23 protein-coding genes are annotated in these 22,269 nt (G+C 74.9%); 11 read left to right on the top strand and 12 right to left on the bottom strand.

Translation table 11 applies throughout. The annotated features are described in order from the left end of the window. Positions 1–3: 3 nt before the first annotated feature. Positions 4–492, top strand: coding sequence for a GNAT family N-acetyltransferase (locus tag RSE42_RS16960; protein ID WP_244550398.1), 489 nt, complete (start codon positions 4–6; stop codon positions 490–492). A 115-nt stretch (positions 493–607) separates the two neighbouring features. On the opposite strand, the gene RSE42_RS16955 is transcribed toward RSE42_RS16960, so the two are convergent. The 5 genes from RSE42_RS16955 to RSE42_RS16935 form a co-directional block, all read right to left on the bottom strand. After that, complete coding sequence (locus tag RSE42_RS16955) at positions 608–1,183, bottom strand: DoxX family protein (RefSeq protein WP_222123583.1); 576 nt, start codon at positions 1,181–1,183, stop codon at positions 608–610. Positions 1,184–1,334: 151 nt separating this feature from the next. Continuing rightward, the gene (gene narI / locus RSE42_RS16950) at positions 1,335–2,084 is read right to left on the bottom strand and encodes a respiratory nitrate reductase subunit gamma (protein WP_076404640.1); all 750 of its coding nucleotides are present in this window, start codon (positions 2,082–2,084) and stop codon (positions 1,335–1,337) included. A gap of 5 nt (positions 2,085–2,089) precedes the next feature. Continuing rightward, positions 2,090–2,845 (bottom strand): nitrate reductase molybdenum cofactor assembly chaperone, encoded by a 756-nt coding sequence (narJ, locus tag RSE42_RS16945; protein WP_415297263.1) that lies wholly within the window; start codon positions 2,843–2,845, stop codon positions 2,090–2,092. Beyond that, positions 2,842–4,725 carry a nitrate reductase subunit beta gene (gene narH, locus RSE42_RS16940; RefSeq protein ID WP_415297261.1) on the bottom strand — a complete coding sequence of 628 codons (1,884 nt, stop codon included), beginning with the start codon at positions 4,723–4,725 and terminating at the stop codon, positions 2,842–2,844. The genes narJ and narH overlap by 4 nt, the downstream gene beginning before the upstream one ends. A 55-nt stretch (positions 4,726–4,780) precedes the next feature. Then, positions 4,781–8,710, bottom strand: coding sequence for a nitrate reductase subunit alpha (locus RSE42_RS16935; RefSeq protein ID WP_415297259.1), 3,930 nt, complete (start codon positions 8,708–8,710; stop codon positions 4,781–4,783). A 240-nt stretch (positions 8,711–8,950) separates the two neighbouring features. Between RSE42_RS16935 and RSE42_RS16930 the strand changes: the two genes are divergently transcribed. Beyond that, positions 8,951–9,460 (top strand): MogA/MoaB family molybdenum cofactor biosynthesis protein, encoded by a 510-nt coding sequence (locus RSE42_RS16930; protein ID WP_415297257.1) that lies wholly within the window; start codon positions 8,951–8,953, stop codon positions 9,458–9,460. Positions 9,461–9,564: 104 nt separating this feature from the next. On the opposite strand, the gene RSE42_RS16925 is transcribed toward RSE42_RS16930, so the two are convergent. Genes RSE42_RS16925 through moaC form a run of 4 tightly spaced genes read right to left on the bottom strand, consistent with a single transcriptional unit; the run spans position 9,565 to position 11,293 of the window. After that, on the bottom strand, positions 9,565–9,801 hold the full coding sequence (locus RSE42_RS16925; protein WP_034655471.1) for a MoaD/ThiS family protein: 237 nt from the start codon (positions 9,799–9,801) through the stop codon (positions 9,565–9,567). A gap of 3 nt (positions 9,802–9,804) precedes the next feature. Further along, positions 9,805–10,098 (bottom strand): DUF6457 domain-containing protein, encoded by a 294-nt coding sequence (locus tag RSE42_RS16920; RefSeq protein WP_157446587.1) that lies wholly within the window; start codon positions 10,096–10,098, stop codon positions 9,805–9,807. Beyond that, complete coding sequence (locus RSE42_RS16915) at positions 10,095–10,826, bottom strand: molybdenum cofactor guanylyltransferase (RefSeq protein WP_415297255.1); 732 nt, start codon at positions 10,824–10,826, stop codon at positions 10,095–10,097. The genes RSE42_RS16920 and RSE42_RS16915 overlap by 4 nt, the downstream gene beginning before the upstream one ends. After that, a complete protein-coding gene (gene moaC, locus RSE42_RS16910) occupies positions 10,823–11,293 on the bottom strand; it encodes a cyclic pyranopterin monophosphate synthase MoaC (protein WP_074803389.1) in 471 nt (156 codons plus the stop codon). Before moaC ends, RSE42_RS16915 begins: the two co-directional genes overlap by 4 nt. Before the next feature lie 97 nt (positions 11,294–11,390). Between moaC and RSE42_RS16905 the strand changes: the two genes are divergently transcribed. Continuing rightward, entirely contained in the window at positions 11,391–12,062 is a 672-nt protein-coding gene (locus tag RSE42_RS16905) for an AIM24 family protein (protein ID WP_168944469.1), read from the top strand. Between the two features lie 18 nt (positions 12,063–12,080). Here the strand turns inward: RSE42_RS16905 and glp are convergent, their stop codons facing one another. Further along, positions 12,081–13,409: a gephyrin-like molybdotransferase Glp gene (glp, locus tag RSE42_RS16900; protein WP_415297254.1), complete on the bottom strand. Its 1,329-nt coding sequence runs from the start codon at positions 13,407–13,409 to the stop codon at positions 12,081–12,083. A gap of 105 nt (positions 13,410–13,514) precedes the next feature. Here glp and RSE42_RS16895 point away from each other — a divergent pair, with 105 nt between their 5' ends. The 3 genes from RSE42_RS16895 (at position 13,515) to RSE42_RS16885 (ending at position 16,233) form a co-directional block, all read left to right on the top strand. After that, positions 13,515–14,264, top strand: a complete 750-nt coding sequence (locus tag RSE42_RS16895) for a PAS and ANTAR domain-containing protein (protein WP_061267802.1) — start codon at positions 13,515–13,517, stop codon at positions 14,262–14,264. Between the two features lie 51 nt (positions 14,265–14,315). Then, positions 14,316–15,176 (top strand): SDR family oxidoreductase, encoded by an 861-nt coding sequence (locus tag RSE42_RS16890; protein WP_340698201.1) that lies wholly within the window; start codon positions 14,316–14,318, stop codon positions 15,174–15,176. 265 nt (positions 15,177–15,441) lie between these two features. After that, positions 15,442–16,233 carry a GAF and ANTAR domain-containing protein gene (locus RSE42_RS16885; protein WP_228074952.1) on the top strand — a complete coding sequence of 264 codons (792 nt, stop codon included), beginning with the start codon at positions 15,442–15,444 and terminating at the stop codon, positions 16,231–16,233. 10 nt (positions 16,234–16,243) lie between these two features. Here RSE42_RS16885 and RSE42_RS16880 read toward each other — a convergent pair whose 3' ends face one another. Next, a complete protein-coding gene (locus tag RSE42_RS16880; RefSeq protein WP_085387232.1) occupies positions 16,244–16,975 on the bottom strand; it encodes a PAS and ANTAR domain-containing protein in 732 nt (243 codons plus the stop codon). Positions 16,976–17,068: 93 nt separating this feature from the next. Here RSE42_RS16880 and RSE42_RS16875 point away from each other — a divergent pair, with 93 nt between their 5' ends. Beyond that, positions 17,069–17,554, top strand: a complete 486-nt coding sequence (locus RSE42_RS16875; RefSeq protein ID WP_085387233.1) for a DUF6328 family protein — start codon at positions 17,069–17,071, stop codon at positions 17,552–17,554. Positions 17,555–18,206: 652 nt separating this feature from the next. Here the strand turns inward: RSE42_RS16875 and RSE42_RS16870 are convergent. After that, complete coding sequence (locus RSE42_RS16870; RefSeq protein WP_409141867.1) at positions 18,207–19,451, bottom strand: MFS transporter; 1,245 nt, start codon at positions 19,449–19,451, stop codon at positions 18,207–18,209. Between the two features lie 119 nt (positions 19,452–19,570). Between RSE42_RS16870 and RSE42_RS16865 the strand changes: the two genes are divergently transcribed. The 4 genes from RSE42_RS16865 to RSE42_RS16850 are packed head-to-tail and all read left to right on the top strand — an operon-like array spanning position 19,571 to position 22,218. Beyond that, positions 19,571–20,275 (top strand): DUF1361 domain-containing protein, encoded by a 705-nt coding sequence (locus RSE42_RS16865; protein ID WP_021482839.1) that lies wholly within the window; start codon positions 19,571–19,573, stop codon positions 20,273–20,275. 52 nt (positions 20,276–20,327) lie between these two features. Beyond that, positions 20,328–21,026, top strand: coding sequence for a hypothetical protein (locus RSE42_RS16860; protein ID WP_211932780.1), 699 nt, complete (start codon positions 20,328–20,330; stop codon positions 21,024–21,026). Beyond that, on the top strand, positions 21,023–21,664 hold the full coding sequence (locus RSE42_RS16855) for a hypothetical protein (RefSeq protein WP_415297249.1): 642 nt from the start codon (positions 21,023–21,025) through the stop codon (positions 21,662–21,664). The genes RSE42_RS16860 and RSE42_RS16855 overlap by 4 nt, the downstream gene beginning before the upstream one ends. Then, positions 21,661–22,218 carry a hypothetical protein gene (locus RSE42_RS16850; protein ID WP_170963703.1) on the top strand — a complete coding sequence of 186 codons (558 nt, stop codon included), beginning with the start codon at positions 21,661–21,663 and terminating at the stop codon, positions 22,216–22,218. Before RSE42_RS16855 ends, RSE42_RS16850 begins: the two co-directional genes overlap by 4 nt. Positions 22,219–22,269: the final 51 nt, after the last annotated feature.

Raw genomic sequence — 22,269 nt, 5'->3', positions numbered from 1 at the left:
CGCGTGAGCGAGACGACCACCCGGGACGACGTGCGCGTCGTCGTGGAGGACCCGACGACCCCGGACGTGCTGGCGCTGCTGCAGGAGCACCTGGACGACATGTACGCGACGTCGCCGCCCGAGAGCGTGCACGCGCTCGACGTCGAGCGCCTGCGCGCGCCGGACATCACGTTCGTCACGGCGCGGTCCGCGGACGGCGGCCTCCTCGGGTGCGGCGCCCTCAAGCAGCACGACGCGACGCTGGGCGAGCTCAAGTCCATGCGCACGACGGCGGCCGCGCGGGGTCGGGGCGTCGCCGCCACGGTCCTCGCGCACCTGCTCGACGCCGCACGCGACCGCGGCCTCGACCGCGTGAGCCTGGAGACAGGCACCGAGGACTACTTCGCGGCGGCGCGACGGCTCTACGCGCGCCACGGGTTCGTGCCGTGCGAGCCGTTCGCCGACTACACCGACGACCCGAACAGCACGTACCTGACGCTCTCGCTCGCCTGACGGGCCGCCCTGCACCGGGGTAGAACCTCCGGTCGCGAGGTAGAGCCCGCCGCGCTCTACGTCGCGACCGGGGGCTCTACCTCGCGACCGTGCGGTGGCGGGGGAGCACCACGTGTCATGCGTCGAGGCGCAGGCGCGCCCCGAGCGCGACGGCGGCGACGACGGCCGCCCCGGCCACGAGGACGAGGTCCTTGAGCACGTACTGGCCCATCAGCGTCACGCCGTGGCCGAACAGCTCGCCGGCGAACAGCACGATCGGCGAGAGGATCCCGGCCAGCGCGACGGCGAGCGCGAGCAGGCCCGCGCGGAGCAGCCGGCCGGTGAGGAGCGTCAGGCCGATGAACGTCTCCAGGACCGCGGTGAGCACCACGGCCGTGGTCCCGCCCACGAGGCCGAGCGTGAGCGTCTCGACGGTCCGGGCGGCGATCGCCTCCGCCGGGCTCGCGCCGGGGAAGAACTTGAGGACGCCGAAGCCGAGGAACACGAGGCCGAGGGCGACGCGCAGGGCGGGCACGGACCAGCGGGTGAGGACGCGCGCGGTCGCGGCGACGGCGGCGTCCGCCCGGCCCGCGAGACATGCGGGCAGGAGGGCGGCGCGACGGCGGCGGGCGGGCGTGGCGTGTGCCGCCGACGGCGCGGACGGGCGGGTGGCGCGGGGACGACCGGCGGTCGTCGGGGCGGTGGTGGACATGCGGGGACCTCTTCCAGGGACGGTCGCGGTCGGGGTTGACCGCCCCGGGAAGGAGGGCGTCGCGGGGCGTCCTGTGGACGACGTCGGGCCGAATTCACCCGCCGACGCGCGTCGACCCGGGCCACCCGGACGGGCCGGCCGGCCTCCGGGGTCAGCGCGAGCGCGGGCGCTCCGAGGGGTCCCAGCCCGGGCGCGGGGCGCGCGCGGCGACCGACGCGTCGCGCGAGCGGTACACGACGTACGGGCGGAACAGGTACGGCACCGGGGCGGAAAAAGCGTGCACGAGCCGCGTGAACGGCCAGAGGATGAACAGCAGGTTCGCCGCGACGATGTGGAGCTGGAACGCCGCGGGCACGCCCGCCATGAGCTCGGGCTGCGGCTGGAGGTACCAGAGCGAGCGGAACCACGGCGAGATGGTCTGGCGGTAGTCGTACCCGAGCCCGTCGGCGAGGAGCTGCGTCTGCACCGTGGCCCACGACCCCAGCAGGATCGACGCCGCGAGGAACACGTACATCGTCTTGTCCATGCGCGTCGTCGCGCGGAAGACGGGCCCGGACGTGCGGCGGCGATAGATGAGGATGAGCAGGCCCGCGACGAGCACGACGGCCGCGACCGACCCCATGTACGTCGCGACGAAGTGGTACGCGACCTCCTGGATCCCCACCGCCTCCGTCCACGACTCCGGGATCACGAGCCCCATCAGGTGCCCGAGGATCACGAACAGCAGGCCGAAGTGGAAGAGCGGCGAGCCGAGCCGCAGCAGCCGCTTCTCGTAGAGCTCGCTGGACCGCGTCGTCCACCCGAACTTGTCGTACCGGTACCGCCAGATCGAGCCCACGACGAACACTGCGAACGTCACGTACGGGAACACGACCCACAGCAGGACCTCTCCGGTGCTCACCCCGTTCATCGCACCGCACCTCCCGTCCCGTCGGGCGCGCCCGCGCCGTACGGCTCGAGCGCGAAGGGCTCCATGCCCACGAGCTCGGCGGGCGGCCCCGCCGTCACGAGCTCGACGTACCGCTGCTGCGTGCGCTCGTCGAGCGGCGGCAGCGTGAGGCACACGGCCTCGACGACCCCGGTCCAGGGGCTGCGCGCGCTCTCGAGCGCCGTGCGCAGCACCTCGATGCCGTCGCGGTGGGACGCGAGCAGACCGGCCGCGATCGTCGCGTCGTCGCCCGTGGTCCGGGCCGAGAACTCGAGCACCGTCGGCAGGTAGTCGGGGAGCTCCGAGCCCGTGACCTCCCACCCGGCCGCGCGGTACGCCTCGACGAACGCGACGAGCGCCGTCCCGCGCCGGCGGGTGTCGCCCGCCGCGTAGTACGAGAGGTACATCGAGCACTTCCGCTTGAGGTCGAACGTCGCGACGTACCGCGCCTGGAGCTCGCGCAGGCCCGGCCCGCCCGGCGTCGTGAGCACGTCGCAGAAGTCCTCCAGGCGCTCGCGGACGGGGCCGGGCAGGCCCGGGGCGGACGCGCGGACGACGTCGACCGCGGCGACCACGTCCTCGTCGGGATAGGCGAGCAGCAGCGACGCGGCCATGTGGGCGGTGCGGCGCTGGGCGGCCGACGTCGCGACGGGCGCCAGGTGGTCGGGCTGCGGCCCCCGAGGTCGTGCCCCGGGCCGCAGCGCGGGGGTCGGGAGCAGGGAGCGCGCCCTCATCGGGTGCCCCCGTCGGGCTCGACGCCGGGACCGCTCGCGGGCGCGGGGCCGCCCGCGGGACCGGCCGTGGGACCACCCGCCGGTCCACCGGGCGGTGGGGGGCCGGGGATCGTGTCGTGCCGCGCGTCCTGGCGCCCGCCCGGCAGCGAGCCCGGGCCGCCCGGCGTGACACCGCCGGGTGCACCCGACACGTCGCCCGGCTCGGGCCCCTCGCCCGGCGGGAAGAGGCCGGGCGGTCGCCCGTTCCCGTCCCAGTTGAGGAGGTTGACGCGGCCGGGGGTCGACGGCCCGTAGGGCGAGTCCGCCGTCTGCCGCGCCTGGAGCACGTGGAAGTTCTCGACCGCGACCGGCACCGGGCTGCCCGACGTCTCGCCGAACGGGCCGCCGCCCGTGAGGCCCATGCCGCCCATCCCGGGGCCGCCGTCGTAGTCGAGGGAACATGACATTTCGTCACGGCTGCCGAGCTCGTCGAGCTCGCGCGCGATCTCGGTGTGCGCGGTCGGGATGACGTACCGGTCCTCGTACTTCGCGACGGCGAGCAGGCGGTACATCTCCTCGACCTGGGCACCGGTCATGCCGACCGCGGCCGCGGTCCGCTCGTCGGCCTCGCGGCCGAGGTTGATGTCGCGCATGTACGACCGCATGGCGGCCAGACGGCGCAGCACCCGTTCGACCGGGGCGGTGTCGCCCGCGGTGAACAGCCCCGCGAGGTACTCGAGCGGGATGCGCATCTTCGAGATCGCGGCGAACAGCGTGCGCCCGTCCTCGCCGTCGTTCCCGGAGGCGGCGACGACGTCGACGACGGGGGACAGCGGCGGGATGTACCAGACCATCGGCAGCGTGCGGTACTCGGGGTGCAGGGGCAGCGCGACCTCGTAGCGCGAGATCAGGTCCCAGATCGGCGAGCGCTGGGCGGCCGTGATCCAGTCGTCGGGGATGCCCTCGGCACGCGCGGCAGCCACGACCTCCGGGTCGTTCGGGTCGAGGAAGACGGCGCGCTGCGAGGCGAGGAGCTCGTGCTCGTCCTCGACGCTCGCGGCCTCGGTGACCTTGTCGGCGTCGTAGAGGACGAGGCCGAGGTAGCGCAGGCGCCCGACGCACGTCTCCGAGCACACGGTCGGCAGGCCGACCTCGATGCGCGGGTAGCAGAGCGTGCACTTCTCGGCCTTGCCGGTCTTGTGGTTGAAGTAGACCTTCTTGTACGGGCACCCGGTGACGCACATGCGCCAGCCCCGGCACTGGTCCTGGTCGACCAGCACGATGCCGTCCTCGGCCCGCTTGTACATGGCGCCCGACGGGCACGACGCGACGCACGCCGGGTTGAGGCAGTGCTCGCAGATGCGGGGCAGGTAGAACATGAACGTCTTGTCCAGCTCCGTGGCCACGTGCTCCGACATGTGCTGGAGCACGGGGTCGTCCTGCATGGTCGCGGTCGAGCCGCCGAGGTCGTCGTCCCAGTTCGCGGACCACGAGATGTTGATGTCACCGCCCGTGAGCAGCGACTTCGGCCGGGCGACGGGCGTGTGCTGCCCCTGCGGCGACGAGAGCAGCATGTCGTACTCGTAGGTCCACGGCTCGTAGTAGTCGTGGATCGAGGGGAGCTTCGGGTTGGAGAAGATCGTCGCGAGCTTTTTCAGGCGGCCGCCGGCGCGGAGCTTGAGCCGGCCCTTCTTCGTCCGCACCCAGCCGCCCTGCCAGCGCTCCTGGTCCTGGTAGGTGCGCGGGTACCCGAGCCCGGGACGCGTCTCGACGTTGTTGAACCACACGTACTCCACGCCCGTGCGGTTCGTCCACGCCTGCTTGCACGTCACCGAGCACGTGTGGCACCCGATGCACTTGTCGAGGTTCATGACCATCGACATCTGCGCCATCACCCGCACGACGCCACCCCCTCCCGGCCGGCCGGCCCGAGGCCGCCTGCTGCGTCCGTCCGCGTCACGAGTACCGCACCTCCTGGCTCCGGCGCCGGACGACCGTCATCTCGTCGCGCTGGTTCCCGGTCGGCCCGAGGTAGTTGAACGCGTACGACAGCTGGGCGTACCCGCCCGCGAGGTGCGTCGGCTTGAGCAGGATGCGAGTGAGCGAGTTGTGGATCCCGCCGCGCAGGCCCGACGTCTCGGCGAGCGGGACGTCGATCGTGCGGTCGGTCGCGTGGAACATGTAGACCGTGCCCTCGGGCATCCGGTGGCTGACGATCGCGCGCGCCACCACGACGCCGTTGCGGTTGTAGGCCTCGATCCACTCGTTGTCCACGACGCCGATCTTGGCCGCGTCGGCCGGGCTCATCCAGATGCCCGGCCCGCCGCGCGACAGCGACAGCATGAAGAGGTTGTCCTGGTACTCCGAGTGGATCGCCCACTTGTTGTGCGGGGTCAGGTACCGCACCGCGACCTCCGCGTGCCCGGCGGACCCCGGGTAGCCCGACGGCGAGGTGTCGCCCACGACGGGCGAGTCGCCGAACAGCCGGTGCATGTCGAGCGGCGGCCGGAAGACCGGCAGGTGCTCGCCGAGCTCGATCATCCAGTCGTGGTCGAGGTAGAAGTGCTGCCGACCCGTGAGGGTGTGCCACGGCTTGAGCCGCTCCACGTTGACGACGAACGCCGAGTACCGGCGCCCGCCGTGCTCCGAGCCCGACCACTCGGGCGAGGTGATGACCGGCGTCGGGCGGGACTGGACGTCCGGGAACGTCACGCGCTTGCCCTGCTCGCCCCGGGCGAGGTCCGCCAGGGGCGTTCCCGTGCGGCGCTCGACGTGCTCGAAGCCCTGCACGGCGAGGCGACCGTTCGTCGTGCCCGAGAGGGCGAGGATCATCTCGCACGCGTGCGTGTCGCGGTCGAGGCGCGGACGTCCGGCGGCGGGGCCGTCGGGCACGAGGCCGTTGCGCCGGCCGAGGTCCGCGACCTCCGGCCCGGGCGAGAACTGCACGCCCTTGGTCGCCATGCCCGCCTTCTCGGTGAGGGGGCCGAGCGCGGCCATGCGCGCGGCGAACGCCGGGTAGTCGCGCTCGACGACCACGAGCTTCGGCATCGTCACGCCCGGCACGAGCTCGCGCTCGGTCACGGGCTGCCCCGAGTCGGTGAGCGCGCCGTGCGGGACGGCCATCTCGTCCGGGGTGTCGTGCGCGAGCGGGGCGGCGACGAGGTCCTCCCGCACCCCGAGGTGCGTCACCGCGAGCTCGGAGACCTTCGCCGCGACGGTGTGGAAGATGTCGAAGTCCGTGCGCGTCTGCCACGGCGGGTCGATCGCCGGGTTGAACGAGTGCACGAACGGGTGCATGTCCGTCGAGGACAGGTCGTGCTTCTCGTACCAGGTCGCGGCGGGGAGCACGACGTCCGAGAACAGCGTCGTCGACGTCATCCGGAAGTCGAGCGTGACGAGCAGGTCGAGCTTGCCGCGCGGCGCCTCCTCGCGCCACGTCATCGACCGCGGGCGCCGCTCGGGGCCGGACTCCGCGGCGTTGACCGCGGCGTCCGTCCCCAGGAGGTGCTGGAGGAAGTACTCGTTGCCCTTGCCCGACGACCCGAGGATGTTCGCGCGCCACACCGTGACGACGCGCGGGAAGTTCGCCGGGTCGTCGGGGTCCTCGCACGCGAACCGGAGGTTCCCGGCCTTGAGCTCGTCGACGACGTGCTGCGCCGGCTCCTTGCCCGCCGCGCGGGCCTCGTCCACGAGGTCGAGCGGGTTGCGGTCGAACGTCGGGTAGCTCGGCATCCAGCCGCGCTGCGCGGACTCGACGAGCGTGTCCGCCGTCGTGCGCCCGGAGAACTGGCCCTGCGCGAGCGGCGACGCGAGCGCGTCCGCGGGCAGGCCGTCGTAGCGCCACTGGTCCGTCGCGAGGTACCAGAACGCGGTGCCGATCATCTGGCGCGGCGGTCGTGACCAGTCGAGGCCGCCCGCGTACTGGGCCCACCCCGTGACGGGACGGCACTTCTCCTGCCCCACGTAGTGCGCCCACCCGCCCCCGTTCACGCCCTGGCAGCCCGTGAGGGTGGTCAGCGCGAGCATCGCGCGGTAGATCGTGTCGGAGTGGAACCAGTGGTTGGTGCCCGCGCCCATGATGATCATCGAGCGCCCGCCCGAGTCGAGCGCGTTCTGCGCGAACTCGCGCCCGATGCGCGCGGCCGCCGCGGCCGGGACGCCCGTGAACCGCTCCTGCCACGCCGGGGTCGCGGGCGTCGCGTCGTCGTCGTAGCCCGCGGGCCACTCGCCCGGCAGGCCGAGCTCCGGCCGGTTCACGCCGTACTGCGCGAGCAGCAGGTCGAGCACCGTCGTGACGAGCCGCCCGCCGACGCGACGCGCCGGCACGCCGCGCACGACGACGCCCGCACCGCCCAGGTGCGCGCCCGCGTCGTCGCCCGGGGCCGGGTCGAGGTCGAACCGCGGCAGCCCGACGGCGACCGTCTCGTACGAGAGCCCGGCCGGGGTAGAGCCCTGGTCCGCCGGGGTAGAGCCGCGGTCTGCCGAGGTAGAGCCGCGGTCGGGCGACACCGGGCGGTCGGGGACCGAGTCGCGGGTGGGCGCGGCCTGCGGCGCGCCCCAGAAGACGCCGTGCGGGTCGGCGACCGAGAGCAGCGGGTCGATGTCGCCGAGGTCGAGGTTCCACCGCCCGGCGTCGGCCTCGCCGTAGCGGTGGCCGAGGCTGCCGTGCGGGACGCGCGGGGTGCCGTCCGCGTCGAGCACGACGGTCTTGAAGCGCGCGTTCGCCGAGCCGGCGTCGTCGTCGCCGGGGCGCCCGACGCCGTCGGGCAGGTCCGCCGCGGTGAGGAACTTCCCGGGCACGTACGTCGTGCCCGAGCCGTCGTCGTGCTCCTCGAGCACGACGAGGTGGGGGAGGTCCGTGAAGCGGGCCGCGTACTGCGCGAACTGCGGGGTGCGGCGCTGCGCGTAGTGCTCCGTGAGGATCACGTGGCCCATGGCCTGGGCGAGCGCGCCGTCGGTGCCCGGGTGCGGGGCGAGCCACTCGTCGGCGAACTTCGTGTTGTCCGCGTAGTCGGGCGACACGACGATCACCTTCTGACCGCGGTAGCGCGCCTCGGTCATGAAGTGGGCGTCGGGCGTGCGGGTCACGGGGACGTTCGAGCCCCACATGATGCAGTACGTCGAGTTCCACCAGTCCGCGGACTCCGGGACGTCGGTCTGGTCGCCGAACACCTGCGGGGACGCGACGGGCAGGTCGGCGTACCAGTCGTAGAACGACAGCATGGTGCCGCCGAGCAGCTGGACGAACCGCGCACCGACCCCGTGGGAGACCATCGACATGGCCGGGATCGGCGAGAACCCCGCGATGCGGTCGGGCCCGTACGCCGCGATGGTGTGCACGTGCGCGGCGGCGACAATCTCCGCCGCCTCGTCCCACGTGGCGCGCACGAGGCCGCCCTTGCCGCGCGCCGCCTTGTAGGCGCGGGCGGTCTCCGGGTCGGTCGTGACCTTGCGCCACGCGAGCACCGGGTCGCCCGTCGCGGCCCGGGCCGCGCGGTAGGCGTCGAGCAGCGCGCCGCGCACGTAGGGGTAGCGCACGCGCGTGGGGGAGTAGGTGTACCAGGAGAACGCGGCGCCGCGCGGGCAGCCGCGCGGCTCGTACTCGGGCGAGTCCGGCCCCACGGAGGGGTAGTCGGTCTGCTGCGTCTCCCACGTGATGATGCCGTCCTTGACGTACACCTTCCACGAGCACGACCCGGTGCAGTTCACGCCGTGCGTCGAGCGCACGACCTTGTCGTGGGACCAGCGGTCGCGGTAGAACACGTCGCCCTGGCGACCGCCCGTGAGGAACACCTGCCGCAGGTCGTCGGACACCTTCCCGCGCTTGAGGTGCTTGCCGAGCCGCAGCAGCGCGTCCTCGACCGGTCCCTCCGACGTCGTCGTCATGCGGCGCTCCCGCCCCCCGGGGCGGCGGGGACCACCGGGCACCACCAGGGGCGGCGCGCCGGCGGCGACGACGGCACGGACAGGTACGACATACGAGCCTCCTGGGCGAGCAGGTGCGGCGGTCGGTCCACAGCCACTATGCCCAGGTCGCCCGGATCGCGCGCGGTGAGCGCGCGCCGTGGTCCCGTCCCCGCCGGGCCGGGCCGGGCCGGGCCGGGCCGGGCTCGCTACCGTGGCGCCATGACCGCACCCACCGGACGGCCCGCGGACGCGACCGTCGCCGTCGTCACCGTGTCCGACCGCTGCTCGCGCGGCGAGGCGGAGGACCGCTCGGGACCTCTCCTCGCGGGGCTGCTCGCGGCGTCGGGCTGGGCGGTCGTCACCGACCTCGTGCCCGACGGCGTCGCCCCCGTCCGCGACGCGGTCGCCCGGGCGGTGGCCGGGGGAGCGCGCGTCGTGCTCACGACCGGGGGGACGGGCGTCGGGCCGCGTGACCTCACGCCCGAGGGCACCCGCGAGGTGCTGGCGCAGGAGGTCCCGGGCATCGCGGAGGAGCTGCGCCGCCGGGGCGCGGAGCACGTCCCCGCGGCGGTGCTGTCGCGCGGCGTCGCGGGGGTCGCGCCCGGCCCGCACGGGCGCGCGCTCGTGGTCAACCTTCCTGGCTCCTCGGGCGGGGTGCGCGACGGCTGGGCCGTCCTGGAGCCGCTCCTGCCGCACGTCCTCGCGCAGCTCGACGGCGGCGACCACTGACGACCAGCCCGTCGGGGCGCGCCGACCAGGCGGTCGCGGCGGGTCCGGGACCGTGACGAGCCAGGACCGCCTGCTCGGCACGGGGCGGGGTCAGCCGGGCGGGGTCAGCCGCCGGCGAACGGGGGGAGGACGTCCACCGTCTCGTCCGCGGCGACCGGGGTGTCGTCGCTCGCCGCGCGGACGCCTCCCACGAGGAGCGAGCAGCGCGGGAGCACGCCGGCGAGCGCCGCGTGCCGGGCGACGACGGCGGCGTGCAGCTCGCCGACCGTCGTCGCGTCGACGGTCTCGGTCTCGGTGCCGGCGGCGTCGCGCGCGCCGGCGAAGTAGCGGACGGTCGCCATCTCTCAGTCCTGCGTCTCGGCCGGGGCCGCGGTGCCGGGCAGCTCGGGCTCGGGCGTCCACGCGAGCGCGAGCTCGGTCGCCCGGTCGAGCACGTCCTGCACGCTGCGGCCCGACCCGTCGTGCGCGGCGAGCCCGGCGACGTAGCCCGCGACGAACGTCGTGAGGGGCGCGGCGGGGCGCTCGATGCCGTGCGCGGCGTCGCGCGCGAGGTCGAGGACCGCGCCGATGTCGACGACCTCCGGGTCGAGGTCGAGGTCCTGCGCGAGCGCGTCGACCCAGCGTTCGAGGTTCGTCATCGTGGCCTCCGGCCGTCGTCGGGGGTGCCGGCGGGCGGGGCGCCGGGCACCGCGGGCGCGCCTGCGGCCAGGCGGCGCTCCTGCTCGCGGGCATCCTCCCACGTGTCCACGTCGTCGGTGGCGCCCGTGTCGTCGGGGACGCCGATCGCGGGCAGGCCGGCGAGCAGGCGCCGCACCGACGCGCCGTGCACGGTCGGCAGCGCGGCGAGCGCGGCGTCGAGCGCGGCGCGCTCGTACAGGCCGACGAGCCACTGCTCCCGTCCGTCGCGCACCGCGTGCACGGCGACCTCGCCGCTCCGGCGGCGGGCGGCGGCGAGCAGCGCGGGCACCGCCTCCGCGGCCCGCGGGACGTCGCACGCGAGCACGAGCACCCAGGGGGCGCGGCCGTCGTCGGGCAGGGCGGCGAGCCCGGCCGCGATCCCGGCGACGGGCCCCCCGAACGGCGGGTCCTCGCGCGTGCGGGCGTAGCGCCCCGGGGCGGCGAGCTCGTCCGGCCCGACGACGACCGTCCGCCCCGCGCCCGCCGTCGCCGCGAGCGCGTGCTCCAGCAGCGGCCGACCCCCGACGACGAGCCCGGGCTTGGGCGTCCCGAGCCGCTCCGCCCGGCCCCCGGCCAGCACGACGGCGTCGAACGCGAGGGACGGTTCGGCACCCCGCGCGGGGATCGGCAGCTCGAGGTGCCGACCCGGCGCGTCGGGTGCCGACCCGTCGTCGGGGTGGGCCGTCACGGCTCGCGGTGCCAGTCGCCGGACTTGCCACCGGTCTTCGCGACGAGGCGGACGTCCGTGAGCTCGACGGACTTGTCGAGGCCCTTGACCATGTCGACGACCGCGAGGCCCGCGACGGCGACGGCCGTCAGCGCCTCCATCTCGACGCCCGTGCGGTCCGCGGTCCGGACGGTCGCGGTGACGTCGACGCCGTGGTCGCCCACGACGAGGTCGACGACCGCCCCGTGGACGCCGATGACGTGCGCGAGCGGCAGGAGCTCGGCCGTCCGCTTGGCGCCCGCGATCCCGGCGATGCGCGCGACGGCGAGCACGTCGCCCTTGGGGACGGTCCCGTCGCGCAGCGCGGCGACGATCTCCGGGGAGCACCGCACGGTCCCGGTCGCCGTCGCGGAGCGGACGGTCGGCTGCTTGGCGGTGACGTCGACCATCCGCGCGTGCCCGCGCTCGTCGAGGTGCGTGAAGCTCATGGCGCCACTCTCGCACGCGGCGCAGCGCACGGCGCCACGCTCGGGGTCGGCCGCGGGCTCGGGTGCGCTCGCGGCCCGCGACCGCGAGGATCGACCCATGCGCAGCTCACTCCTCGACCACGCCGAGCGCTCCGTCGAGCCCGGCAGCTTCCAGCTCCAGAACGACCGCATGCTCAAGGTCGACCTCCGCGGCACGGGCGGGTTCTTCTTCGCGAAGCAGGGCTCGATGGTCGCCTACCAGGGCGACGTCGACTTCGCGTACGAGGGCAGCGGCGGGCTCGGCAAGATGTTCAAGAAGGCGTTCACGGGCGAGGGCATGTCGCTCATGAAGGTCTCGGGCAGCGGCGACGTGTTCCTCGCGCAGGACGCGGACCAGGTCTTCGTGCTCCACCTGGAGGACGAGGGCGTGACGGTCAACGGCGCGAACGTGCTCGCGTTCGAGAGCTCGCTCGCGTGGGACATCAACCGGGTCGAGGGCGCGTCGATGCTCAGCGGCGGCCTGTTCAACACGACGTTCACCGGGACCGGGGCGCTGGCCGTCACCGCGTTCGGCACGCCCGTCGTGCTCGACGTCGACGTCCCCACCTTCGTCGACATGCAGTCCGCGGTGCTGTGGTCGACGTCGCTGCAGTCCTCGATCCGCAAGACGGCGAAGCTCGGGGCCGCGATCGGGCGCGGCTCCGGCGAGGCGTACCAGCTCGCGCTCTCGGGGCGCGGGTTCGTCGTCGTGCAGGCGTCGGAGGGCCACCCGCCGCCCCCGGCGAAGTGACCGAGGCCGGCCCCGGGTTCAGAGCAGCAGCACCTGCACGGGGTCGCCCGGCGCCACGGCCGTGACGTCGGCCCCGACGACGGCGAGCGCGTCGGCATGGGCGAGCGCGCTCAGGCGGTGCGAGCCGGAGCCGCGGGCCGTCGCGTCCTCCTCGGGGCGACGGCCCGTGGGGACGACGCGCGCGCCGTCGGGCTCGGTGTGGCGCACGAGGACGAGCTGCTCGCGCCCGGCCGGCGAGGACCACCCCGCGGCGGCGACGCGCCGGACGAGCGCGCGACCCGGGCCGGGCACGCCGCGCAGCCGGTCGACGACGGGCCGCACGAACAGCTCGAACGAGACGTACGCGCTCACGGGGTTCCCCGGGAGCGCGAGCCACGGCACGCCCCGCCAGCGCGCGAGGCCCTGCGGGCGGCCGGGCTGCATGCCGACCGCGACGAGCCGGGCGTCGGTGACCGCGTCCTGCCACGGCGTGCCCGCGCGGGTCGCGGGGTCGAGCACCTCGCGCACGACGTCGAACGCGCCCGCGCTCACCCCGCCCGTGCTGACGAGCAGGTCGGGCGGGGCGCCGTCGAACGCGTCGAGCAGCCCGTCCAGCGTCGCGCCGAGCGCGGCCGCGGAGTCGCCCACGGCCCCGCGCCGGACCACGCGCGCGCCCGCGGCCCGCGCCGACGCGGCGAGCAGGACCGAGTTGGAGTCCGGGATCCGCCCCGGCCCCGGCGTGGTGCCGGGGGCCACGAGCTCGCTGCCCGTGGAGAGCACCGCCACGCGCGGCGCGCGGTGCACGCGCACGGCCGCGTGCCCGGCGGACGCCGCGACCGAGACGTGCCGCGCGGTGAGCACGGTGCCCGCCCCGACGACGACGTCGCCGCGCCGCACGTCCTCCCCGCGGGACCGCACGTGGGTGCGCGACGCGTCGTGGACCGCGACCGTCGTCGGCCCGCTCCCGGCCGCGCCCGGCGTGAAGCGGCCGGTCGACGTGCGCTCGACGGGCACGACGGCGTCCGCCCCGGGCGGCACGGGCGCGCCCGTCATGATCCGGACCGCCTCGCCCGGTCCCAGGCCGAGGTCGAGCCCGGCCGGACCCGCGTCCCCGGCCGCGACGTCGCCCACGACGCGCAGCACCACGGGCGCCGACGGCGTCGCCCCCGCCACGTCCTGCGCGCGCACTGCGTACCCGTCCATCGCGGACGCGTCGAACGCGGGGGCGTCCAGCGCGGACACGACGTCGGCGGCCAGGACGGCCCCCACGGCGTCCTCCAGCGGGGTGTCCGCGGGCGCCGTCGGGTGGACGAGCGCGAGCGCGTCCGCGGTGTGCTGGACGATCGTCCGACTCGGGTCGCGCGTCATGCCCGCACCGTAGCCGAGCCCGGGTGCCGACCTCGGGAGGGTGGGCTACGTTGGGCACCGGAGTCATGAAGCGGCCCGAAGCCCCCCGAACCTTGGGAGGACGACATGGCCTCGATCCCCGTGACCACCCTCAGCCCCGACCAGACGGCGCCCGTGCGCCCCGCAGCGCTTGCGGAGGTGCTCGCCGTGGGCACGCACCTCCTCGTGGGGCAGTACCGCGTCGAGCTCGGCACCGGGACGTGGTGGTGGTCGGACGAGGTGTACACCATGCACGGCTGGGCGCCGGGGGACGTCCAGCCCAGCCTCGACGCGCTGCGCTCGCGCAAGCACCCGGACGACCGCGCCCGCGTGGTGCGCGCCGCCACGGAGGCGATCCGTTCCGGTCGCCCGTTCTCGTGCGCCCACCGGATCGTCGACGGGCACGGCAAGGCCCGGTCCGTCGTCGTGACGGGACAGGGCCGACGGGACGCGCGCGGTCGCGTCGTCGAGATCGCGGGGTACGTCGTCGACGTCACCCCGACGCACAAGGAGGCGCTGGAGCGCGAGTCGCAGCGCGCCGTCACGCGTGCGTTCGTCGCGCAGGCCGCCGTCGAGCAGGTCAAGGGCGTGCTCATGGCCGTGCACGGCGTCGACGACGTCGCAGCGGGCCAGCTCCTCGCGGAGGCGGCCGGCGAGGCCGGCGTCCCCGTCCAGGAGACGGCCGCGCAGGTCATGCGCGCGCTGAGCAAGGCCGGCGGGGTCGGCCCGACGGCCGAGGCGACGGTCGCGGGCGCGTTCGCCGCCGTCCGTCCGGTCGCGCGGCCCCGCGCCCACGAGGCGCAGCTCGCGCGTCGTCGGGAGCCGGCCCGCTCCTGAGCCGGACGGCCCCGCGCACGACGAGAACGCCACACGAGAAGGAGGAACGACATGACCGACGAGACCACCTTCCCGGCCCAGCAGCAGGAACCCCCGGGCCTCACCGGACGCATGGATCCGGTGCCCGACCACGGCGAGCAGTCCTACCGCGGCACCGGGCGGCTCGAGGGCCGTCGGGCGCTGATCACGGGTGGTGACTCGGGCATCGGCCGCGCCGTCGCCATCGCGTTCGCGCGCGAGGGCGCCGACGTCGCCATCGGCTACCTGCCGGAAGAGCAGGAGGACGCCGAGGAGACGGCCCGCTGGGTCCGCGAGGCGGGCCGCACGTGCGCCCTCCTGCCCGGCGACGTCACCGACGAGGCGACGGCACGGGCCCTGCCCGGACGCGCCGCGGCCGAGCTCGGCGGGCTCGACGTGCTCGTCAACAACGCCGGCTTCCAGATGGCGCGGCGCGAGTCGATCGAGGACGTCACCACCGACGAGATCGACCGGGTGCTCAAGACGAACCTCTACGCGCTGCTGTGGATCACGCAGTCGGCGCTCGAGCACCTGGGCGAGGGCGCGGCGATCGTCAACAACTCGTCCATCCAGGCCTTCCAGCCGTCGACGTCCCTGCTCGACTACGCGTCGACGAAGGCGGCGATCAACAACCTCACGGTGAACCTCGCGGCCGAGCTCGGCCCGCGCGGCATCCGCGTGAACGCCGTCGCGCCGGGACCGATCTGGACGCCGCTCCAGCCGGCCACCCAGCCCGAGGAGAAGATCGAGCAGTTCGGGAAGGACACCCCGCTGGGGCGCGCGGGCCAGCCCGCGGAGGTCGCGCCGGCGTTCGTCTTCCTCGCCTCCCCGACGGACGCGAGCTACGTCTCCGGCACCGTCCTCGGTGTCACGGGAGGCAAGCCCGTGTTCTGACGGGCCCCTCCTCGCCGGGGGAGCCGCGGACGGTGAGACCGCGGCTCGCCCGGGAGGGTCGGAGGGTGGGCGTCCGCGCCCGCCCGGGGGCGGGACCGCCGCGAGAGCGACGGCGCCCGTGAGAGGGTCACAGCCGCCACGCCTTGTGCGGGCGAGACGGCCGCCGCCTCCGCCCCGCCCCGGTGACGCCCGGGCGGGGCCTCCGACGCCGTACGTGCTCCGGCTCGCCGCGACGTAGGCTTGCGGCGGAGACAAGGAGAGCACCATGAGCACCGATCGCGGAACGAGCGGCGAGCCGACCCCGGGAGGGTCCGGAGCACCGCTGACCGAGGTCCCCGTCGTCGACCTGATGGCGGAGGAGGCGACGGTGGCGGGCCTCGTGGCGGACGCCGCCCGCGCGCTCGCCGACGAGCCCACCCTCCAGCAGACGCTCGACCGGGTGGTCGAGCTCGCGGTGGCGATGGTCGACGGCTGCGACGAGGCCGGCATCTCGCTCGTGACCCGCCGCCGCATCGAGAGCGCGGCCGTGTCCGACCCGGTCGTGGCGCGCGGGGACGCGCTCCAGTACGAGCTCGACGAGGGCCCGTGCCTCGATGCCATCCGCGAGCACGCGCTCGTGGAGTCCGGGGACGTCGCTGCGGACCCGCGCTGGCCGCGGTGGGCGCCGCGCGCGGCGGGCGAGCTCGGCGTCGGCTCCATGCTGTGCGTCCAGCTCTACACGTCCGAGAACGCGCACGGCGCGCTCAACATGTACTCCGGCTCGCGCGACGCGTTCGGCCCGGACTCCCACCACCTCGCCTCGACGTTCGCGGCCGTCGCCGCCGCGGCCATCTCGGCCGCGCGGACCGAGGAGCAGCTGCAGTCCGCCGTCCAGACCCGCACGCTCATCGGGCAGGCGCAGGGCATCATCATGGAGCGGTACTCCCTGACGCCCGGCCGCGCGTTCGCCGTGATGAGCCGCGTGTCCCAGGACGCGAACATCAAGCTCGTCGACGTCGCCCGCGAGATCGTCGAGACCCGCCGCATCCCCGGCGTCGGCGCGCCCGCGGGGGACTGAGCCCCGGCGCTCAGCCGCCGGTGGCCGGCTCGTCGGCGCACGGCGCCTCGAGCAGCGCGTCGACCCGGCGTCGGACCGACTCGTCGAGCAGCGGCCCGGCCGGCTCGGCGCCGCCGACCACGCCCTCCACGAGGCGACGGGCGAGCTCGCGGACGGGGACGTTCACGTCGTTCGAGCGCCGGCGCAGCACCTCGAACGCGTCGTCGGGTCCCGTGCGCAGCGCCGCCATGAGCACGCCCTTCGCCTGCTCGATCACCGAGCGCGACGCGTCCGCGGCCCGGATCGACGCGGTCGCCTCGCGCCGCGCGGCCTCGGCGTGCGCCGTCGTCAGGTCGACGAAGTAGCCCACCACGTGCGCCCAGGGCAGCTCCGCGCCCGGGTTCTTTCCCTGCGCCGCGACGGCGAGCGTGCGAGTAGCGCCCGTCGCGTCCACGATGCGGTGCATGGACCCGAACGGCTCCCCGGTCCGCGCGGCCTGCGCGAGCTCGCTCGCGACGCGCTCGCGGTCCTCGGGGTGCTTGTGCGACAGGACGAGGGCGGTCGTCGGCACGACCTCGCCCGGCGCGAAACCGTGCATCTCGTACACCTCGTCGGACCACCACCACGAGTCGGTCGCGATGTCCACGCGGAAGCGGCCGACCGGCTGGGGGTCACCCGGGCCGAGGGCGGCGAGGAGGTCGGCGAGAGCGGGCGGGACGACGTCGTCGGGCTCGGTGGCGTCGGAGGGCAGGGCAGCGTCCATCGATGGGGGTCCCCGGAGATCGAGCAGGACGGAGCCGATTCCTGACCCCAGCAGACTGAAGATTATCCCAGCGTCGGCGCGAGGGAGGAAACCGTGACCACCCAGGTCAGCGACGGGCGGGACGAGTCGGCCGAGGAACGGTCCGACCGGAACTGGGCAGAGCTGCTCCAGGAGCTGCGCGTCATGCAGATGGGCGTGCAGATCCTCACGGGGTTCCTCCTCACGCTGCCGTTCCAGCAGCGCTTCGGGGACCTCGACACCTTCCAGACCGACGTCTACCTCGCGCTCGTCGCGCTGGCCGTGCTGTCGACCGGCCTGTTCGTGACGCCCGTGAGCCTCCACCGGACGCTCTTCCGCCGGCACCGCAAGACGACGCTCGTGACCCTGAGCGACCGGATCGCACGGTTCGGCGTGCTCGTCCTCGCGTTCGTCGTCACGGGGACCGTGCTGCTCGTGGTCGACGTCGTCGTGAACCGCACCGCCGCCCTGTGGTCGAGCGGCAGCGCGCTCGTGCTGCTCGTCGGCCTCTGGTTCGTCCTCCCGCGCCTCGTCGCCCGCGGCACCGCGGCGTCCGACTGACCTCGCGATCGAACCGCCGTCGCGCGAGGTAAGAGGTAGAGCCCTGGTTCGTCGAAGTAGAGCCGTGGTCGCGCGAGGTAGACCCGTGGTCACGCGAGGTAGAGCCGAGGTCACGCGAGGTAGAGCCGGGGTCACGCGAGGTAGAGCCGTGGTTCGCCGAGGTAGAGCCGTGGTCCGTCGGTGAGAACGTGGTGGAGCCAGCCACCGCCCTGAGCTGCCCCCGCGCCGGTCCGGAGGGTCCGAGCGTCGCCCACTCCGGCGAGCAGGTGATCGTGGCGCGTCAGTCGACCGGGACGAGCGCAGAGCACCTGCTCGCGACGACGAGGTCCGGTGCGACGGCGCGGCAACCCCGATGGTGCGTGTGGGGCTGTGCGGTGCGAGCACACCTGACCCCGCGGGCAGTCGCTCGGGCTGGGGAGACAGAGGTGAGACGACGCCGGGCGGGGTGGGTGGTGGTGCCGCGTCGTGGCGGGCCTGGCGGGAGCCGCGAGGAACGAGCGGCGGATGGTAGACGCGGCACCACCGCCCACCCCGCCCACCCGGGGCGACCACGCGCCGTCGGGCATGACCACGGCTCTACCTCGCGCGACCCCGGCTCTACCTCGCGTGACCACGGCTCTACCTCGCGAGCGCGGGGCTCCCCCCGGGAGGCTCAGGAGGACGCGGCGGCGCGGGCCTGGACGCCCCGACGGACGGGACCGAGGGTGAACAGCAGGGTCAGCAGGGCGGTGAGGGCGAGCAGCCCGAAACCCAGGCCGTACGTGCCCTCGAGCTGGTAGACGGCGCCCATGAGCAGCGGCGGGATGAACCCGCCGAGGCCGCCCGCCGCGCCGACGAGGCCCGTGACCGCGCCGACCTTCTCGACCGGCGCGACCTTCGAGACGAGGGCGAACGTGGCGCCCGACGACGCACCGAGCGCGGCGGCGAGGCCGAGGAACGCGATCGTCCCGACCGGCACGAGCGACGGCTGGAACGCGACGACGGCGGCGAGCGCCGTCACGACGGCGAAGCATGCGACGGACACGGGCACGCCGCCGAACCGGTCGGACAGCGCGCCGCCGACAGGCCGCATGACGACGGCGAGCACGACGAACCCGGCGGTGCGGGCCGCGGCGTCGGACGCGGTGAGGTCGTAGGCGTTGACGAGGAACGTCGGCAGGTAGACGGAGAACGCGACGAACCCGCCGAACCCGACGGCGTACAGCCAGGAGAGCTGCAGGGTGGCGGGGAGACGGAACGTCGCCCAGGTGCGGGACCAGAACCCGCCGGCGGGGGCGGTCACCCGGCCGGGCGGGACGCGCAGCAGCAGCCACGACACGACGGCGAACACCGCGAGGACGGCGGCGACGAGGAGGAACGGGGCGGCGTCGCCCCACGCGTCGCGGATGCGGACGGTGGTGAACGCGGAGATCGCGGTGCCGCCCATGCCCATGCCGAAGATCCCGACGGCGGTGCCGCGCCGCGCGGGCGGGTACCACGCGTTGACGAACGGAACCCCGACGGCGAACGCGGTGCCGCCGAGACCGAGGAAGAACCCGCCGACGATCAGCCAGGCGAAGCTGTCCGCGACGAGCCCGACGAACAGCACGGGCAGGATCGTCAGCGCGCTGACCAGGGGGAACATGATGCGGGCGCCGTACCGGTCCGTGAGTGCCCCTACCGGGATGCGGCCGAGCGACCCGACGACGACCGGGACGGCCACCAGCACGGACACCTGCACGTCGGTGAGGTCGTACTGCTGCCCGTACGCCGCGCCGAGCGGGCTGATGAGCGCCCAGGCCCAGAAGTTCACCGCGAACCCGATGGTCGCGAGGACGAGCATGAGGGTCGGGGAGGTGGACGTCGTCGTCGTCGTCGCGGCGGGCCCGGCGGCCCTGCCCGCGTCCTGCTGCGCCATGGCGACTCCTGGGGGGAGGTGCCCGTCGTCGGGCACGGGGGGAGATCGTTGCGTCGAGCACCTCCACGCTAACGACGCTCCCCGCGCCGCGCGCGGGGAACCCCCCGTACCGTGGGGGCGTGCTCGACTGGCTCTTCGGGGGCGTGGCCCTGCTCAACGTGTACGCGCTCGCCCTCGTGGTGCTGCGCGCGCCGCTGTACCGCACGCGCGTGTACCGGCCGATGCTCCTCAACATCGGGCTCTCGATCGCGCCGGTGATCGTGCTGGGGCTCGTCGTCCTCGTCGACGCCGTGCTCATCGCGGGCGGCGCCCCGTCGTGGGCGGTCGTGACGTGCGCCGTCGTCGGGTTCGGCGTCTGGCTGCTGCTCTTGCCGAACGCGGGCTACCTCGTCACCGAGCTGAACTACAGCCACCGGCAGGAGGGCGAGGAGGTCCCGCTCTGGTACGACATCGTGGCCGTGCTCACGCTCGCCCTGTCCGGGGTGATGAACACGCTCGTCAACGTGTTCCTCGCGCAGGCGCTGCTCGCGATCGTGCTCTACCCGGACGACGACGCCCCGTTCCGCCGTCCCGTGTCGTGGGTCGTGGTGCTCGTCGTGCTGGCGCTCGTCTCCGTCGGGATCTACCTCGGCCGGTACGTGCGGTTCAACAGCTGGGACCTCGCCCACCCGGTCCAGTTCGTGCGCAAGCTCGTGCGCCACTTCCGGGCGCGCGGCGCCGTGCTGGACGCGCTGCTCTTCGTGCTCCTGCACACGCTGTTCTTCGCGGTCATGTACGCGATCGTCATGGGGCCGGTCACGACGCTCCTCGTGCGCGGGGCGTGACGGCCCGTGAGGTTCCGGCGACGGCCCGTGACGGCCCCGTAGGATGCGCGCCGTGACGTCGACCGCGCCGAAGGCCGCCCGGGGCGTGCCGCTGCTCCGCGCCGTCGTGGGCACGTGGCCGCGCCGCGTGGCGCTCGCCGTCGTCCTGGGGGCCGTCGTCGGCACGACGGCGGCCGGCGGCCTCGCCCGGCACGACGCCGCCGACGCGGGGCCGGCCCGGGCCGCCGCGGGGGAGCCGGTCGCCACGGGACCCTTCGACCTCACCGTGCGCTCGTGGTCCGTGACGGACGCCGTGCAGGTCTCGGCGCTCGAGGACTCCGGGGCGGACGCGTGGCTCGTCGTGGTCGTCGGCGCGCTCGACACGGACCGCGAGTCGCGCCGGCTCGACCGCACCGCGGTGACGCTCCCCGACGAGCTGCCGGGCGGCCTGGCGCTCGCGGGCGACGCGGAGCCGGACCGCCCGGACCCCACGCTCCTCGTGCGCGACGCGTCGTCGTACCCCGTGCTCTCGCCGGGCCTCGCCGACGACGTCGCGCTCCTGTGGCCCGTGTCGGTACCGGGGGAGGGCGGCGCGGTGAGCACCCCCGACGAGCCGCTGACCGTGACCGTCCCGACGTTCCGGTACCGCGACATGACGGTCGGCGGTGGCCGGCGGTGGGCCGAGACGGGCGCGGTCACGCTCGTGGACGTCCCGGCGGGGGCCGTCCCGCCCGAGATCGTCGACCCGCCCGAGACGGAGGACGGCTGGTGACCGAGGAAGCGACCGCCGTGGCGCCGGACGGGCCCGAGGCGCCGGACGGGCGCCCGCGGCGGACCGGCCGGGCCGTGACCGTGGTGCTGCTCGTCCTCGCCGTGGGGGCGGGGGCCGCGGTGTCGCGCGTCGACACGTGGTGGCCCACGCTCACGCCGACGACGTCGCGCGGCACCGTGGGCGAGGTCGTGACCGCCGGCCCGGTGCGCGTGCGGGTCGACGACGTCCGCACCGGAACGACGCTCGACGACGGGTCCGGCCCGCTGACGACCGACGGCGTCTGGGTCGTCGTGGACCTCGCGGTGTCCGGGACGACGGGCGAGGCGAGCGTCGAGGTGGTCGAGCTGCGCGACGCCGCCGGGCGGGACCACGAGGCGTCGCGCCGCGTGGGCAACCAGGTCCTCAGCACGTTCGCGGACCCGGACGTCCCGGAGGCGGGGACCGTCGCCGTCGAGGTGCCCGCGCGGGCGCTGGAGGGCGACCTCGTGCTGCGCGTGCTCACGGAGCACCAGGACGCGGACCTCGACCGTCCCCAGGCGATCGCCGAGGTCGACCTCGGCCGCGTCGCGCCGCCCGCCGCGGGGGACGCCCTGGAGACGGTGCGGCCCGCGCTCGTCCCGGGCGGGTGGGACGCGTGAGCGCCGGCTGGTGGCGGACCAACCGCTGGTGGCTGCCCGTGCTGGTCGTGGCGCTCGGCGCCCTGGGCTGGCTGACCTGGCGGTCGGACGACGTGCAGGCCTGGTGGTCGGGCGAACCGCGCGTCGCGCACGCGCCGGACGCCGACGGCTGGGCCCAGGTCGGTGACGTGCGGGCCCGGCTGCTGGGCGTCGAAGCGGTCGACGGGCTCGACGACGGGTACGGCGGCCGGATCGAGGTGCCCGACGGCTACACGCTCTGGGCGGCCGACGTGTCGTTCCGCTCCGACGCGCCGCCCGCCCCGGAGGGCGCGGAGAAGACCTTCTCGTCGTGCGCGGTGCTGCTCCGGGACACGGCCGGGCGGGAGTACGCGGCGGGGGCCTCGGCGCTCCCCGGGACGCCGTACCCCGAGGCGCCGGTCTGCACGGGCGCCGTCTCCAGCCGGAGCACGCAGCACTTCCTGACCCCGGACGACGCCGAGCCCGCCGAGGTGCGTCTCGTCGAGCCGAGCCTCCTGCCGGCGTACTGGTCGCTCCCCGTCGCGGACGTCGGCTGACCGCCGCCGTCTGCCTGCCGGTTGACATCTGGTCGTTTAATGAACATAGTT

The organism is Cellulosimicrobium sp. SJTW-1, from assembly GCF_047716875.1.
Classification (GTDB): domain Bacteria; phylum Actinomycetota; class Actinomycetes; order Actinomycetales; family Cellulomonadaceae; genus Cellulosimicrobium; species Cellulosimicrobium funkei.
This window is presented reverse-complemented; position numbering and strand designations above follow the sequence as displayed.

Bases quoted from the DNA above. Each gene is read 5' to 3' on its own strand.
- moaC (WP_074803389.1), bottom strand. From the start codon at position 11,293: ATGAGCTTCACGCACCTCGACGAGCGCGGGCACGCGCGGATGGTCGAC.
- glp (WP_415297254.1), bottom strand. From the start codon at position 13,409: ATGACGCGCGACCCGAGTCGGACGATCGTCCAGCACACCGCGGACGCG.
- narJ (WP_415297263.1), bottom strand. From the start codon at position 2,845: ATGAGGGCGCGCTCCCTGCTCCCGACCCCCGCGCTGCGGCCCGGGGCA.
- RSE42_RS16935 (WP_415297259.1), bottom strand. From the start codon at position 8,710: ATGACGACGACGTCGGAGGGACCGGTCGAGGACGCGCTGCTGCGGCTC.
- RSE42_RS16870 (WP_409141867.1), bottom strand. From the start codon at position 19,451: ATGGCGCAGCAGGACGCGGGCAGGGCCGCCGGGCCCGCCGCGACGACG.
- RSE42_RS16890 (WP_340698201.1), top strand. From the start codon at position 14,316: ATGACCGACGAGACCACCTTCCCGGCCCAGCAGCAGGAACCCCCGGGC.
- RSE42_RS16920 (WP_157446587.1), bottom strand. From the start codon at position 10,098: ATGACGAACCTCGAACGCTGGGTCGACGCGCTCGCGCAGGACCTCGAC.
- RSE42_RS16955 (WP_222123583.1), bottom strand. From the start codon at position 1,183: ATGTCCACCACCGCCCCGACGACCGCCGGTCGTCCCCGCGCCACCCGC.
- RSE42_RS16905 (WP_168944469.1), top strand. From the start codon at position 11,391: ATGCGCAGCTCACTCCTCGACCACGCCGAGCGCTCCGTCGAGCCCGGC.
- RSE42_RS16925 (WP_034655471.1), bottom strand. From the start codon at position 9,801: ATGGCGACCGTCCGCTACTTCGCCGGCGCGCGCGACGCCGCCGGCACC.
- RSE42_RS16895 (WP_061267802.1), top strand. From the start codon at position 13,515: ATGGCCTCGATCCCCGTGACCACCCTCAGCCCCGACCAGACGGCGCCC.
- RSE42_RS16930 (WP_415297257.1), top strand. From the start codon at position 8,951: ATGACCGCACCCACCGGACGGCCCGCGGACGCGACCGTCGCCGTCGTC.
- RSE42_RS16885 (WP_228074952.1), top strand. From the start codon at position 15,442: ATGAGCACCGATCGCGGAACGAGCGGCGAGCCGACCCCGGGAGGGTCC.
- RSE42_RS16880 (WP_085387232.1), bottom strand. From the start codon at position 16,975: ATGGACGCTGCCCTGCCCTCCGACGCCACCGAGCCCGACGACGTCGTC.